This is a genomic window from Pseudanabaena sp. PCC 6802 (genome assembly GCF_000332175.1).
Lineage (GTDB): Bacteria > Cyanobacteriota > Cyanobacteriia > Pseudanabaenales > Pseudanabaenaceae > PCC-6802.
Genome location: NZ_KB235914.1, coordinates 2656856 through 2672269, shown reverse-complemented (window position 1 = coordinate 2672269; position 15414 = coordinate 2656856). Strand labels below are relative to the sequence as shown.

Annotated in this window: 12 protein-coding genes; 4 read left to right on the top strand and 8 right to left on the bottom strand. The window is 44.6% G+C overall.

Going from position 1 to position 15414, the window contains the following annotated elements; all coding sequences use genetic code 11:
• Positions 1-109 precede the first annotated feature (109 nt).
• The 3 genes from PSE6802_RS0117905 to PSE6802_RS0117895 all read right to left on the bottom strand — a co-directional run bounded on the left by PSE6802_RS0117905 (position 110) and on the right by PSE6802_RS0117895 (position 4257).
• Positions 110-685: a slr1658 family protein gene (locus tag PSE6802_RS0117905; RefSeq protein ID WP_019501420.1), complete on the bottom strand. Its 576-nt coding sequence runs from the start codon at positions 683-685 to the stop codon at positions 110-112.
• 31 nt (positions 686-716) lie between these two features.
• Entirely contained in the window at positions 717-2945 is a 2229-nt protein-coding gene (locus tag PSE6802_RS0117900) for a SpoIIE family protein phosphatase (RefSeq protein ID WP_019501419.1), read from the bottom strand.
• Between the two features lie 298 nt (positions 2946-3243).
• Positions 3244-4257 (bottom strand): type I glyceraldehyde-3-phosphate dehydrogenase, encoded by a 1014-nt coding sequence (locus PSE6802_RS0117895; protein ID WP_026103380.1) that lies wholly within the window; start codon positions 4255-4257, stop codon positions 3244-3246.
• Positions 4258-4339: 82 nt separating this feature from the next.
• On the opposite strand from PSE6802_RS0117895, the gene PSE6802_RS0117890 reads away from it, so the two are divergent.
• The 3 genes from PSE6802_RS0117890 to PSE6802_RS0117880 are packed head-to-tail and all read left to right on the top strand — an operon-like array spanning position 4340 to position 7701.
• On the top strand, positions 4340-5176 hold the full coding sequence (locus PSE6802_RS0117890; protein WP_019501417.1) for an isopenicillin N synthase family dioxygenase: 837 nt from the start codon (positions 4340-4342) through the stop codon (positions 5174-5176).
• A 59-nt stretch (positions 5177-5235) separates the two neighbouring features.
• A complete protein-coding gene (locus PSE6802_RS0117885) occupies positions 5236-6822 on the top strand; it encodes an FkbM family methyltransferase (RefSeq protein ID WP_019501416.1) in 1587 nt (528 codons plus the stop codon).
• Positions 6823-6870: 48 nt separating this feature from the next.
• Positions 6871-7701, top strand: a complete 831-nt coding sequence (locus tag PSE6802_RS0117880) for a hypothetical protein (protein WP_019501415.1) — start codon at positions 6871-6873, stop codon at positions 7699-7701.
• On the opposite strand, the gene PSE6802_RS0117875 is transcribed toward PSE6802_RS0117880, so the two are convergent.
• Positions 7698-8489 carry an IS5 family transposase gene (locus tag PSE6802_RS0117875; protein ID WP_019498649.1) on the bottom strand — a complete coding sequence of 264 codons (792 nt, stop codon included), beginning with the start codon at positions 8487-8489 and terminating at the stop codon, positions 7698-7700. The genes PSE6802_RS0117880 and PSE6802_RS0117875 overlap by 4 nt on opposite strands.
• Positions 8490-8594: 105 nt before the next feature.
• On the opposite strand from PSE6802_RS0117875, the gene PSE6802_RS34285 reads away from it, so the two are divergent.
• On the top strand, positions 8595-9287 hold the full coding sequence (locus PSE6802_RS34285) for a hypothetical protein (RefSeq protein ID WP_193372417.1): 693 nt from the start codon (positions 8595-8597) through the stop codon (positions 9285-9287).
• A gap of 76 nt (positions 9288-9363) precedes the next feature.
• Here PSE6802_RS34285 and PSE6802_RS0117865 read toward each other — a convergent pair whose 3' ends face one another.
• The 4 genes from PSE6802_RS0117865 to PSE6802_RS0117845 form a co-directional block, all read right to left on the bottom strand.
• Positions 9364-9891, bottom strand: coding sequence for a class I SAM-dependent methyltransferase (locus tag PSE6802_RS0117865; protein WP_019501413.1), 528 nt, complete (start codon positions 9889-9891; stop codon positions 9364-9366).
• Positions 9892-10026: 135 nt separating this feature from the next.
• Positions 10027-12282: an O-linked N-acetylglucosamine transferase, SPINDLY family protein gene (locus tag PSE6802_RS29510; RefSeq protein ID WP_019501412.1), complete on the bottom strand. Its 2256-nt coding sequence runs from the start codon at positions 12280-12282 to the stop codon at positions 10027-10029.
• 2 nt (positions 12283-12284) lie between these two features.
• Positions 12285-14549 carry an O-linked N-acetylglucosamine transferase, SPINDLY family protein gene (locus PSE6802_RS0117855; RefSeq protein ID WP_019501411.1) on the bottom strand — a complete coding sequence of 755 codons (2265 nt, stop codon included), beginning with the start codon at positions 14547-14549 and terminating at the stop codon, positions 12285-12287.
• Positions 14550-14847: 298 nt separating this feature from the next.
• Positions 14848-15402: a type IV pilin-like G/H family protein gene (locus tag PSE6802_RS0117845; RefSeq protein WP_019501409.1), complete on the bottom strand. Its 555-nt coding sequence runs from the start codon at positions 15400-15402 to the stop codon at positions 14848-14850.
• Positions 15403-15414: the final 12 nt, after the last annotated feature.

Below are 15414 nucleotides of genomic sequence, written 5' to 3'. Positions count from 1 at the left end.
TGACTCCTTAAATTTTGAGAATAATATAAACAGCTTGCCGATCGACGATCGAACGCTGGACTCGATCTATACAATACCCAGTTTCCCATTAATAAGTAACTACAGTCTTCTATAGATTTAAGTAAGCCATAACCGTAACTTGTACTACGTCAGGCTGCTGAGGTAGCGGATCGAATTTCCATCCCATTTTGGCATCATAGTCGTTGATCATGGTTAAGATTCCCATGTGAGATCCTCCCATTCCTAAAGCTGTTTGTTCCAGTTGTTTAGAGTACATCTCATCAACATCCGAGCTAATTAATTCTTGCACAAAGGTTTTATATCCCTCAGCGACATGCACTTCGGCTGGATTGATCACCCGAAAAACGAGTTTTTCGTCATATAAATACAAAGATATACTGACTGCAAGATTTGCTTTTTCGTCGCTATATTTCATCGTATTTTCTAGCAACTCGTTAGCTATATAGCTCACTGCACCTTTGACGTTTGCCCTTTTATCAATGTTGCCATTGGGGAGATCGTCGCCGGGGAAAAAATTAGCAAAGTAGTCACCTAAGAAATCTGCCGACAGCCCGTAGTTGCTCCAACGCTTCTTACGGGGAGTGGAGCCAGGTGAAAAGTGGATGGTTAAGTACTCCTCGCTTACTGGTAGTTCGTCAATAAATTCGCCAAATATTTGCATCATAATTTTGAATGTGTTGAACGATCTTGTTAATTTACTTTTGCTTCAATACAAGTAACGTAATGTCGTCGAAAACCTTTTGAGTGCCAATATGCGCCATCACGCCATCAATTACGGCTTGCCGGATCTCGTTGGCGGATTTGTGGCGATTTTGCTTAAGAATCTCATACATGCGCTCTAACCCATATTGCTCGTTCTTACCATTTACAGCTTCGGTAATACCATCTGTATATAGCACGGCAATTTCGCCAGGATCGAGTTCTACCTTGGTTTCTGCAATAAATTGCGAGATGTCGGATTCGATGCCCAATGGGAAGCCCAAATTCATCGTATCAAATTGTTCTATAACCCCATTATTGCGTACGACAATCAATTCTTCGTGTTGGCCGCTAAGACGCAGGACACCTGCCTCATAGTCCAACAGGGCAATGGTCATGTTCTTATATGACTCCATGCGGCGCGTGTTGCCGTAAATTGCGTAGTTGAGCGCGCTCATAAATTTAACTGGATCTTTTTCGTTGACTGCGAGCAAAGTTCGCACGGCTGTCTGAGCCATGATCATTACTACGCCGCTTTCCAGACCGTGACCGGTCACGTCGCCGATGCCAATCTTGACCCTGCCATCATGTTGTAGTACGTCGTAGTAGTCGCCGCCTACTTCGGCTGCGGGTTCCATAAATCCGGCAATATCCAGACCCTCAATCTGTCGTAACTCCTCATCCTTAGGCAAAATCATTTGTTGCAGTTGGCGAGTTACCTCCAATTCAGAGCTCATGCGCGAATTTTCAGTTTTAAGGCGCTCGTTGAGGATGGTGATTTCCTGATTCGCTCTACTAAGTTCGGAGGTGCGTTCGGCAACGCGATTTTCTAGCTCTGCGTTTGCTTTTTCTAAAGTATCGAACGACTCTTGCAGTTGCCCGGCCATTTGATTGAAAGATCGCGCTAGAACATCCAATTCTTCAATACTCTTGACCTCTTCTACCTTGCGATCGAGTTCGCCAGCGGCGATCGCCTGGCTGGCATCGCGCAGGCGTAAAATTGGTTTTACGATCCAACGAGCTGTAAGCACGCCGAGCGCGATCGCGATCGCCAGAGCTGCCAGACACAACAGTATGGTGTTGCGAGTATTGGCATTGATCTGCTCCATAAAGTCGCGCTCGGGGATGACAACCACAATCAGCCAATCAATACCCCGACCGTCGCGCAGAGGGTTGACGTGCACGAATTGCAGATTATTATCGCTGTCCTTGAACTCTAGCTTGATGCTATCTGAAATATTGTTGAGATCGCCATAGGTCTTCAGCAAGTAATCGGTCGTAGCCGCCACAATAGATTCGTTGCTATTTACTGCTTTGATCCGCTCGACAGTTCGATCTTTGCCATTTCCCTTGATTGTAAAGGGCTGCTCGATTTTGGAACTCGCAACTAGATCCCCCGATCGCTCGATAATAAAGCTTTGCCCAGAGGGACTGGTAACTAATGTTCTCAGGAACTCACTAATCTCTGACAGTCTGATGTCCATACTCAGGACACCGCGCAGAACGTTAGATTTATTGTAAACGGGTATAACTGGACTGATCCCAAGGAGCGGAGGGTTGCGGGAAGCAAAACCATAGATGGGACTCCAGGTGGGTTTACCTGCTTCCACCGCGTTTTTGAACCAGGGCCTGACGCGCGGATCTAACTTGTGAGTGCGAACTACTTTAACTCTGCGGTTTTGGGAGTCGAGCTGATAAATTCTGCGATTTAGTCCTGTGGACTCATTCTTAATTGCCAGATAGAAATTGCCGTCTTCTCTTAGTTCTACACCGAGGAAATGACCCTTAGTGTTGGCATAGTAGATATAATTCTCTAATTCTCTATGACTGACAATTTGCCAAAAAAAGCGTTCTAAAGCGTGAAAATCATCGGGATTGACGTTGTTACTATCCATCGCCGCAACTGCTACCTGAGCGATCGCCTGCACCTTATTGAGGTATGTGAGAGTATGCGTCTCAATCCGGTTGCTAATTTCGTCGCGCAACTGGGTTGATAGCTCGTTAACTGCTTTTCTGCCGCTCTGCCACGACAGATAGCCAACCAGCCCCACCGCCGCAAATATCTGAATTACGAATGGCACCACAAGAACGATACCAAGCGACACTTTGCCAGAAGGCTTAGCTGCTCGATTGTCACGAACCTCAGTCATTTTTCGATCGATAGTCTCGGTATCGATAGTATCCTTTTTGGTAGAGACCTTATCTAACAAAAACTGTAATAGCATTCGACTTACTGCGTCAACGAATTAGGCGCTTGAATTTGGATATATACAATCTGGACAGAACTACCTAGCACGCAAATATAATTTTTCCCATTTTTGGCTGTTTTTTGTCTCCCTCTGTCTATTACTCCATCCAGATTTAGTGCAACGCATAGTCGCAGACAACCGACCTAGGTTGAATGTCACTAAAACAGATTAGGACAAGCAGCAATTGCTCCTTGTCCCGCTAATTATACCCTTTAGAAGTATTACAGTTTCTGTTGAGCTAGAAATAGCCCGATCGCTGTGTTAGAGCAGGTTCTTATCTGACCCATTTCCTGGCAACAAGCTCGGCTAGATCGACAACGCGTTGGCTGTAGCCCCATTCGTTGTCATACCAGGCCACAACCTTGACCATATTACCTGCCATCACCATCGTGAGCGAGGAGTCAAGAATTGACGACTCATCGGTACCGCGATAGTCAATTGAAACTAGAGGCAGATCGCCATACTTCAGGATACCTTTCATAGGCCCTTCGGCAGCAGCTTTCATTGCTTCATTCACTTCTTCAGCAATAGTTGACTTCTCAGTTTCGCAGACAAAGTCTACGACAGACACGTTGGGCGTGGGTACGCGCAGCGCAATCCCGTTGAGCTTACCTTTAAGCTCTGGCAATACTAACGCTACAGCCTTGGCCGCACCAGTTGAAGTTGGGACAATGCTTAAAGCTGCTGCTCTAGCGCGGCGCAGATCTCTGTGGCTGGCATCGAGCAGGCGCTGGTCGCCCGTGTAACTGTGGGTAGTAGTCATCACGCCCTTAACGATGCCAAAATTTTCTTGTAATACTTTGGCAACCGGAGCTAAGCAGTTAGTCGTGCAACTAGCATTACTTATAATGTGGTGTTTGTCGTGTTCGTATTGACTATCGTTTACACCCATAACAAAGGTGCCATCTTCATTTTTGCCGGGGGCAGTAATCAATACTTTTTTCGCCCCAGCATTCATATGCTTTGTGGCACCAGGGCGATCGATAAACACGCCTGTAGACTCAATAATCAGGTCAATGCCTAAATGCGCCCAGGGTAAATTTTCAGGATTGCGATCCGATGTGGTTTTAATTTTGTGTCCGTTTACGGTGATAGAGTCATCGTCAGCACTAATATCAGCATTAAAAATGCCCAGCATGGAGTCATAGCGCAGCAGATGAGCATTGGTATGAGGGTCAGAGGTGTCATTAATGGCAACAACCTCTATCTGGCTATCCTTGCGCCCTGCCCAACACCTGAGGAAATTGCGCCCAATTCGTCCGAATCCGTTAATTGCTACCCTAATCACTTCTTGTTGCCCTGTAAGAATTGTTAAATTTACTATGAAGTTTATGATACCGAAAAAAGACAACATTTTATGTTTTTTTAACATGGACTTGCGTAAAGCTCCCTACGACGATCCCAACGCACCAGCAATTTTAATTGAGTCGTTGCATCAAACAGGCTTTGCTGTAGTGACGGAGCACCCGATCGCTTTCAAGCTAATTGCAGACACTTACCAGGAGTGGCAAGAATTTTTTAGTTCGCCCGCCAAACACAATTACACTTTCGACCCCGAGGCTCAGTCTGGCTATTTTCCCTTTAAGTCCGAACGAGCCAAGGACAGCAGCCAGCCAGATCTCAAAGAATTTTTCCATCTCTATACCTGGAGTGAATTGCCAATAGGTATGGGAGATCGCACCAGGCAGCTATTTCACCAATTAACTCAACTAGCCGCAGAAATATTGGGTTGGATCGAGGCATCGGAGCGATCGCCCGCTTGTCTGCGAGGGTTGCAATTAAGTCAGGCAATTGCCGATAGCCCCGCCACAGTTCTACGCATCCTGCACTATCCCCCTTTGCCAGATCGAGTTGCCGATGGTGCCATTCGTGCCGCTGCCCATGAGGACATTAACCTGATCACCCTATTGCCAGCAGCGACGGCGACGGGTTTAGAAATTTGCGATCGCCAGGGTAAATGGCATGAAGTACCATGTAGCATGGGTGACTTAGTAGTTAATGTAGGGGATATGCTCCAACTCGCCAGTGGGGGCTACTATCGCTCGACCACCCATCGCGTGGTCAATCCGGTAGGAAATTTGGCAAGGCGATCGCGCTACTCCATGCCTTTATTTTTGCACCCGCGCCCAGAAACAGTTTTGGCAGAAGGCGTAACGGCAAGCAGCTATTTAAAAGAAAGATTGCGCGAAATTGGTTTGATCTCCTGAGCAATCTGCTAGGGTAAATTATTCCTAAATCTTGCCAAACAATAATATATTTAAGCTTTATGCAAGTATCGTATTCCTCTCATGGCGATCGCTACTGCGACTATCTCCTCAATAATTACCCCGATATAGACGCGGGAGTACTTCAACATGTCGAGGCGATCGTCGAGAGTACAAATTGGGACAATCCCGCATCGTCTTTAGACTGGAATAATCTCGCAATCCTAGAGCTAATAGAGGCTGAGCAGTCTGAAAATTTGGAGATAAAAGCACAGCACGTTCAGGTAGCAATACAAAGTTTGGAAAAAGGGTTTCAGATCGATCGAAATCCTCTGTGTGCTGCCCACTATGCCCTCATTCAAATCATGACAAATAGTGGAGGGAATGCAATTAATCTCAGCTATGCAACTTTACTAAATGCAATTCAGACAGCATATACCTCCTCGGCACAGATAGAGCCAGGATTAATATATCTTCCACCTTCTAAATTTGGTTCGCACACATGTGAGCTACTGCTAAAATCGCAAAATTATTATACCCAGTCTTTAATATCTCTCAGCGAGGCTTTATGGCGCTCCCAGCTTGTATTCTATAGCCAGATGGGAGTTCGTTTTTTGCAATTAGCAAACCAAATTACCCCAAACAGTACCGATATCCAGTTAAGACTTGGAATAGGGCATTTGATGGCAGGGCAGTTTGTCGAAGGAGTTTTAAGTTTGCAAAATGCTGGACGCATGGCACCAGAATGCATTATGACTCTTCATGCTCTTTATTTGGGTTATCGAACTATAGGGAATTTAGAAGCTTCAAGTTATTGGCTAGAACGCGCGCGCAATCTGCCATCATTTCCCGACAATGCCCTTAATCCTATGTGGCAATGGACTAGACAACCAGTAGATAGCGAAATTACGTATGTAGGCTTCGAGCAAAACTTGGTCATGGCGGTGGAGCCAAGTTTTAATAGTATTGTTACTAGCGTACTGGTGTCTGAAGGGGACTGGTTCGAGTATGAAATGGAATTTTGGCGTAAGTGGATTCAGCCAGGCATGACAATTATTGATGTTGGGGCAAACGCTGGGGTTTATACGTTCAGCGCTGCTCGGGCAGTGGGATCGACTGGTCGAGTTTTTGCTATCGAACCTTTTTCTAAGTGCGTTCGATATCTCAACGAAACCCGTAGCATAAATAGGTTGGATTGGGTAAAAATTTGTCCGGGAGCGGCGAGCGATCGCAATGGCACTGCCAAGCTATCTCTAAGCCCAGCTAGCGAGTTAAACAAGCTTGTATCTGGGGAGGCAGAGAGTAACGTGTTAGGGAATTTTGAGGAAGTAGAGTGTTTTACATTAGATAGTCTCATTGCAAGGGAGAATGTACAGCGCGTGGATCTTCTGAAGATAGATGCTGAGGGTCATGAAATAAAGGTTTTGCAGGGAAGCGATCGCCTTTTAAAGGAATTCTCTCCTATTATTTTGTATGAGAATATTGTAGATGCTACAAGCAGTAACTTACCTGCAGCAAAATTTTTAACGAACATTGGCTACAAGCTCTTCAAATATCAACCTTACTTGCAAAAACTGATTCCCTTGAATGCAGAAGCCGATCTCTTGGGTATGCTTAATGTAGTTGCTATGCCATCGCAGATAGTTTAGCGCGATTACCCAAACTAATAGATGGGCTATAGATAGAGTATATAGACAATGCTGCACTTATTCCTAACAGACTATTTTTTACGCGAACACAGCTATACAACCTACGAATACTATAACTATGAACTAGCTAAATGGGCAGAATACTATCTGGGGCAAAAAGTTGCCGTACATCAGGCCCATTGGTGTACGGGTAGGGTGACTGAGAACCCCAACGATATTTTATTAGGACATCCAACATGGGATAGCTCCGAGCAAGCAGTAGCTACTGGATTAGGTAAATTCAAACGGGATTGGGTAAAAGATAATGCCTTAACACACAATGATGCCTGCCACCCCAATACATACATAATTATGCCCTGGGTGCCAGAGTTTCCCATTGAGTGGATGCCCAACCTAGTGCATTTAAATAGTCAGCTTCTGGCTGCTCGTAAGATTTTTGCTTTGTGCAGCCCGCTTTGGATCGAACGCACCTTAGCTAAAGCAGATGATACGATTCAAAGTCAAGTTAGTCATAAACTCATCCAAACAAATATTGGGATTGCTACCCAAAATCTACCAATAGTTAAGCAAAGATTTAACCCAGTTGGACAGCGCCAGCTTCTACACATCAGCACTCTCGGCTCCTATAAGGGGTTTGAGAATACCTGCGAAAGCTTGAAAGGCTTGGACGCTCGCTTAAATGTAGCCAGCAAATCTTTACAGGCACCTACAGGTTTAATCGATGCCACTATAAATGGCAAAAAATATACTTTTAACTTTTTAGGTAGTGTAAATAATGCCGATCTGGAATTTAACCAATGGATAGTTGACACCTGTGACTTCTATATTCATACAGCGACAATGGATGCACAAGCCACAGTCATCTTAGAACCCATTTAGGAAGTCGCAGTTGCCAGATTTCTTAGCATTTTGCGGATTAAAGCCAAGTAAATAAACGATTCAGACATTTGCTCATAAAATTCATAATCCTTGCTTAGTCTACGACAATTACCTAACCAAGCAAAGGTTCGCTCTACCACCCAACGCTTTGACTCCACTACAAAACCTTTCTGATTGTCTGCCCGTTTGCTAACTTCCCAAAGCCATCCGAAGTTGTCGTTGACCCATTGTGTGATTTCATCACCAGAGAATCCAGCATCAACCAGAATTTTCTCTAATCGTGGTAATGGAGATGTGAGATTCTGTAACAACTGCTTAGCTCCTGCTCTTTCACCGATGTTAGCTGCACACACCAACACCTTTACAACTAAGCCCAAGGTGTCAACCATAGCGAAGCGTTTTCTGCCCTTGATTTGCTTACCGCCATCAAAACCTCGACTGCCCGCACTTTCTGTTGTCTTCACACTCTGGCTATCGATACTCACCAAGCTTGGGGTCGCCTCTTTACTAACCTTTTCCCTAAATTGTTGGCTCAATTTGCGATTAATCTCCTCCAGTAGCCCAGTTCTTTCCCACCTTTGCCAGTAGAAATAGACCGTTGAGTAAGGCGGAAAGTCATGGGGTAGATTCTGCCATGTACAACCATTTTTGAGTATATAGAAAATGGCATTCAGTAACTCTCGCATATTTGTTTTGGGTGGCCTACCCCATTTTGATGGTTTGGGTAGCATGGGTGCGATAATTTCCCATTCTTGGTTGGATAAATCGGTATTATAGGATCGGCGCATCTCTTCAGGTTTATACTAGACTTCATCAGTATTTATACCTGCTTTTGGTGCGCCTTTTACTTCCTAAATGGCTTCTTAGAAAATAGCGCCAGAGGGTTAATACCGTTGGTCACTCCTGAAAGTGGCTTTGATTGCCCCCATGCAATCTACTTGACTCATGACCCCGATAAAAATCGACAGATTATCGAGAGGGCTTTAAATTTACCTGAATCTGAACTTTTGCACAGAAGTCAGTTAGTAAGAGAGCATATTATTAAAGAACATAATTGGGAAAATATTTTTGATAAGATTTGGGATGTAATTGCTGACGAGCTAGATATTAAAAGCCAGGCATCAGAGATTATTAATCCCAGACATCAACCATCGCCTTCTACCGTGGAATCGCTAGACCGTTTAGGTTTAAGAGAAATCAACTATATTATCTTCCCGGCTTGGTCGAAGACAGAGGGGCTTATTAAAGAATTGAGAGAAGTCTTTAGTGCAATTCTTACATCTCCTAACTGCGATCGCATTACTTTGTTAGTAGATGCTACTAATACTGACCCTGAAATTGCTGATGAGGCGATCGCGGAAGTAGTAATGAATTTAGTTATGCAGCCAGATCTAGAATTTGAGCGAGAACCCCAAATCTCAATAATTACCGATCTCAGTCCATTACAATGGCAGCATTTACTTCCGAGAGTTAAAGCTCGAATAGAATTAGAACATGAAGATAATAGTACGGTAAGCGCGGCAGCAGAGCTAAATATTCCTGCGTGCAGGTTAGACGAGATTGGTAATATGGATCTATCCTACTAATCTTGTAATCCTTATGCAAGTTTAGTTCCAAAATTGTGAAATAGACAAAAATTGTAATAGCTGGGATAGATTTGTGTTATTTAGTGGCAATGACGTTAAGGCTAATTAGATTGCCCAGTACGCGCATGCTGCTACAATCTTTGAATAGATTAAACTCTGCAACGCGCTGACATTCCTGAAATCCCACTTCTGATAAGTAAGTAGCTAAGAGATCGAAATCAAAACCAACTTTATGAACGTCATACTGATTTATCTGTCCGCCAAATATCATCCGCATGATCTTATAGCGCTCTGTAGAGTCCAGATCGGGATTTAGATACAGCCAGCATAAGGTTCTCAGATCTGGGACGCTAAGCATAAGCTTCCCTTGAGGTTTGAGGACTCGATACCACTCTAAAAGGGTAAGTAGCAATTCATTTCCTAAAGCATAGTGAAAGTGTTCCAGAACGTGACTAGCATAAATTTCAGACACCGAATTGTCTGCAAACTGACTTAGATCGGATGCATCACATACATAATCAACTTCTGGGCGCGGCTCAATGTCAACAATTTGCCACTCGGGGTGAGATGTTTTACCGCCAATGTGTAATTTTATAGATGTCATTATAGTTTAAGCTGTTTCAAAATAAGGCTATCGGTGAAATTTCAATTCTGTCTTATCCCATATAGCGGTAATCCTAGTATCTGTTAGTATTTTCGTTTGCAAATCGCTCATGGGACACCTCTACTTTTTGCTTAATTATAGCGCTGTATTCAGCCTCAGATCGCTAGAACCTCGATCGCCCAAATGTTTTTGCCACATCTGCCTGTAAGCATTTTCCATTTCTCGCGTAAAGGCTTTTGCATTCCAAAGCGGGGATGTACGTCTGGATAAATGTAGTTTGCGAGCGATTGTTTGTCTCAGATGTGGATCTGTGCCAAGACGAATTCCCCATTCTACATACTCTTCATCTGTCCAAGCAATACCCTCTGTCACGCCTGCATTCACCATCATGGTATAACTATTGCGGGCGGCGAACTGTTCTCCTACTCTGGTAACTAGAGGGATGCACGCCCATAAAGTCTCTAAAGTAGTAGTTGCACCATTATAGGGGTAAGTATCTAGTACTACATCGGCAACCCCTAAATTGGCACGGTGAATTTCTTCTGATGGGACTTCAGGGAGGAAACGGAGGCGATCGCAACTTACTTCTTCCTCTAGGGCAATTTGTGTGAAAAATTGTTGAATTACTTCTATTTCATCACCACCCTTGATCAGAAAATAACTGTTAGGAACGGACTTAATAATCTTTAGTTGCAATCTGGCAGTATCTGGATGTCGCTTGACAGCAGTTTGACAACTCAGGTAAATTACGGCATCTTGGGGGATGTCAAGATACTGGCGACGCAGACTTGGTACTGCTAATTCAAACCCATTTACGGCAACGTAGGTTTGTGGCAATCGCCAGATTCTCTGGGCATAATAATCGCTGGCAACTTCTGGCAGGACATATGGATCGGCGATAAAATAATCAACTGCAGGTAGCCCAGGCGCATCCATCCCCAACCAGGTAACCTGGATCGGTGCAGGACGCAAGGCCAATACACCATAGCAGCGTTTTGAGGTTAGACTATCAAGATCGACTAAGATATCAATTTTATCTTGTTGAATTTGGGAAGCTATGCGATCGATTGAGTCGGCAGGTGATAAATGTCGAAATTCCGTGCAACTATGGGCAATAAACTGTTGGACATTATCGTTTGTCTGAACTAAAGAATAGGCGTAAATCTTAAAGCGATCGCAATCGTGATAATGAAAGAGCCAGCGTGATATCCAGCCGACAGAATGCCTGCGCAAACATTGAGATAAATAGCCAACCCGGATTTTTGGCTCGCCTACAGAACCTGCACCCGATTCACCTATTTCTTCGTACCTGAAATGCTGTCGAATTCTTGTTTGCGTGAATCTGCCCAGTTCTCTCAGAAACTGGTGGGTTGCTTGAGGGCGATCGTCGAAATAAAAGGCAAATGCGCCAGTTGTCGTAATATTAAGAATATGATTGATATCTATCGGTATACCTAGTTGAATTAGCGATCGCACCGAACCCATATACTCTTGATAAGCAGTTTGGGCTTCAGCCCAGTGACCGCCTGCCTGCATAAAACCTCGCGTCATCAGGTAATTGGCAGCGATGCGATCTTCCAATTTATGCGCGATCGCGAGCATGTTTTGCGCCAACTTCACACTTTCCAGGTTCTTACCAGCATTTTGATACCAATTAATCAGGTTGGCAATTGCTTCTAGACATTTGGGTTGCAGCCTCAAGCACAGTTCGCCATATTCAATTGCAAGCGGCAATGGTAGTGCATGCGTGAATGCATCCATTTTAGCGAGCAGCATAACAAATAGGATTTCTGCATCGATTGATTTATTGCCCAAACAAGCATTCGCTAGCTGAAATGTTAATGGGCGAACGGGAATGGAATTCAGAAGTTGTTGCAAAACTTTTCGCACCAAACGATCGGCAATTGCAGGTGATGGTGGCGAAGCTCTCAGAATATTTATTATTTGCTCTAGAATTCGATCGTCCGCATTGAGATTTCCTAGCTCTAGTGAGAGTTGCAGTAACTGCCAGAGATTAGATAAATTTTCCGCGTCGATCTCACGAATGTGCTGGCAAATTGCCCATGCTGTTTTCAGATTCTGGCTATCCCCATTAACCGATAATTCTGCCAGCGCTCGCTGGCGTTCTACTTCGGTTTGTAATACGCTAACCAGTTCGCTCGTCCATATTTGAGCTTGCTCTAGATTGGCATCCATCACGGGTGCCATCCACGCCATCTGAGCTTCGGCTTCTTGCCCCTGTAGTAATAAAGCTAGTCCTAAATACCAATAGTTCGATACTCGCTCTGGATATTGAGCTATTTCCTGCTCGAATAACTCCACAGCACGATTGTAGTTTCCTTGCAGAAACTCCTGATGTGCTTGAATACTTGGGATTATCTGCTCGCTCATTTTTAATTAGATAGCGATTGTTTCTCTAGGTACTTTAACCACATCTGTCTGTAGGCAGATTCCATATCCCTAGTAAAACTCTCCCCATTCCAGAGCGGTGATGTTTGGCGAGATTGGCGCAACCGCCAGGAGATCTGTTGCCGTAGAGCCGGATCGCAGCCGAGGCGAGTCCCCCACTCAACATACTCTTCATCTGTATGGGCAATGCCTTCAACGATCCCAGCATTTGTCATCATTGTATAGCTGTAGCGAGCAAAAAACTGTTCGCCTACTCTGGTTACTAGTGGTACGCACATCCACAATGCTTCTAGAGTAGTAGTCGCACCATTATAGGGATAAGTATCTAATATTACATCGGCAATACCCATATTAGCGCGATGAATGGCTTCAGAGGGTGTGGGGGGTAAGAATCGGAGGCGATCGCTAGTTACTCCTTCTTCGTTAGCAATTTGTAAGAAACTGTCCCTAATCGCCTGCTGGTCCGACAGTCCCTTGACCAGGAAGTAGCTATTGGGTACTGCTGCTAAAATACGCATTTGCAAGCGAACCGTATCGGGATGGCGCTTGTAGCCTTTTTGAGCGCTGAAGTAAATTACCGCATCATTGGGGATTTCCAGTAGATCGCGGCGCAAGCCAGGTACTGCTACCTCGAAGCCATCTACAGCAATATAAGTACGGGGCAAGCGCCAAATCTTTTCAGTGTAATAATCCTGTGCATTATCAGGCAATACATAGGGATCGGCAATGAAGTAGTCTATGGTTGGAATGCCAGAGGCATCCCAGCCTAGCCAGGTTGCCTGGATCGGAGCAGGCTTTAAAGCCATAACTTCGCACGTACCATCCAAAGTAGTGCTATCAAGATCGATGAGAATATCAATCTCATCTTCATAGATTTGCTCGGCTACTGACAAACTGCTTACTGGTCCATCTATACCGGCTCGATAGGCACGATCGAATTGCTGCACGTACCAGTCGCGAAGGGAATCCTCTACTTGCTGGTCGGCAATTAGATAACCGTGAATGCGAAACAGATCGCGATCGTGGTGGAGAATTAGCCAGCGTGCTAACCATCCTACAGAATGGCTGCGCAAGCAATGAGAAACATAGCCGATCTTTAGTTGCCGATCTGGTTGCAGTTTAACTTTATATTGTTGAAATCGCTGAATATGTTGTCTGGCGTAAGTTTCTACATTTGCTTGGCATAACTGCGAGACTTGATTCTGAATAGTACGGAGATGGGTAGGGCGATCTATGAGATAGGGGGCAACAGAATAAGTAAGATAGAGTCGTTGGGTAGTAACAGAATCCAATTTGGTGGCATTCGATTGCATTAACGATAGTAGCAAAGATTCATGTCGTTCCAACACAGCTAATGCTTCTTGCCAATTCCCACCTGAGCCAATTAAACCCCTCAATAACAGGTAGTTGGCGACAATGCGATCGATTAAGTTGTGAGATAACTCGTAACATTGCTTAGCAGCAGAAATCCCTTGCTCGTACTCACCAATATTTTGATATAGAGGTGCTAAGTGATTGAGAATCTCTAGTTCCTCCGGTGCTAGTCGCAAGCCTAATTCTAATATTTCAATTGCCAACCTGGTTTGATTGCCAAGGTATGCCAGCTTCACCGCACCATTAATAACTACTGTAAGAAACCCAATCGCCTCTGTACCTTCAATAAAAGGGGGGTATAAGGCGATCAACTCTGTCAATGATGAATAAAGTGGGGGATATTCAAAGGCTTGTTCTAAAACCCGCAATAGCAAATCTAGATTGACTGTTTCAGGTCGCTGGCAAGTTCTCAGAGCATTTACTACGTCAAGCTCGACAAAATCCGACTCAGTTAGCGATCTGGAACGAATAGATAATTCTACCAGTTGGAATAGATTGTTAATATTATCGGGGTCAATTTCATGGACATGACGACGCAACAGCCAGGCAGTATCTAAAGCAGATGTTTCTTGCTGTCGAGTAGCTTCTGATATCAAAACCTCGGCTAATTCAGAATTCCATTCTGCCAATTTAGAGTCTAGCATACCCGATATGTCATCCGGCAAAGTGGACTCTGCTACCGACATACCCTCCAGCCAGGTAGTTTGTGCCTCTACTTCCTGGGACTGTAACAGTTGCATCAAACCTAGATGCCAGTAGTAAGAAATTTGTGTGGGTTCTGCGGCAATTGCTTGCTCGTAGGCTTGGGCAGCTTTATGATATTCTCCCCTTGCATAGTAGTTATTTGCCTGTTGCTGCCAATTATTTGCCTTCATATGAACTTATTCAACGCTAGGAAAGTCAATCGACAGAAGTAAATGGGCATCCTGGCCAAAGGGATTATCTACGGGGAAAGCAATCCGAGGGTAGTCTCTAGCTATCCTATCCCTGGCATCCTGCCAAATTTCAGGTAATACTTCAGCGAAATCGGAACTTTTAAATACCTGCATCGTGGCACACTTTTCCTAAATCCATATTTAAAAGGAGTGGAAAGATTTTACCCTCCCACTCCTAGCATAGGACAGATTTATTTAATCTTTATGCTTTGTATACTTTAAGTAGCAGATGCGCGACTTAGTTACCTACTGGTTGAGTACCGGCAGTACAGGTAGGACCACCTGTAGCGTTTGAAGTAGGAGAAACTGGTGTAGTTGCGCCTGCCTGATTCATTTCACACAGAGCAGCAAGGCTGGTAACATCGCTGGTACTAGCCACAACATTTAATTGCACCATGCCACTATAGCCTCTGAGTGCTACGGATCTGGGTGTGCCAGTGCTGGTAGCGTTGTTGTTAGAAGGAAGGCCGGCATCATAGGCAGCATTTGCAGAGTTGAAGTCGTAGTTCTCGGTTTGGGTCTTGACACCAACGCCCAGGATGTTGATGTCAGAGCCAAAGCGATTCTTTTCGGTGAAGTAGGCTTGTTGACCTTTGTTGAGGGTACCGACGTAGGTTTTAGCTTCGGATTGCTTAGCTTTGTTAGATTGATTGAGGAAGGAAGGTAGAGCAATCGCAGCCAGAATACCGATGATGATGATTACAACTAGCAGTTCGATGAGGGTAAAGCCCTTTTCGGAATTTTTCTTGCTGAGTACGTGTTGGAGTAGCTTGGCTCTGAATTCTGATTTCATGGTTTCGTCCTG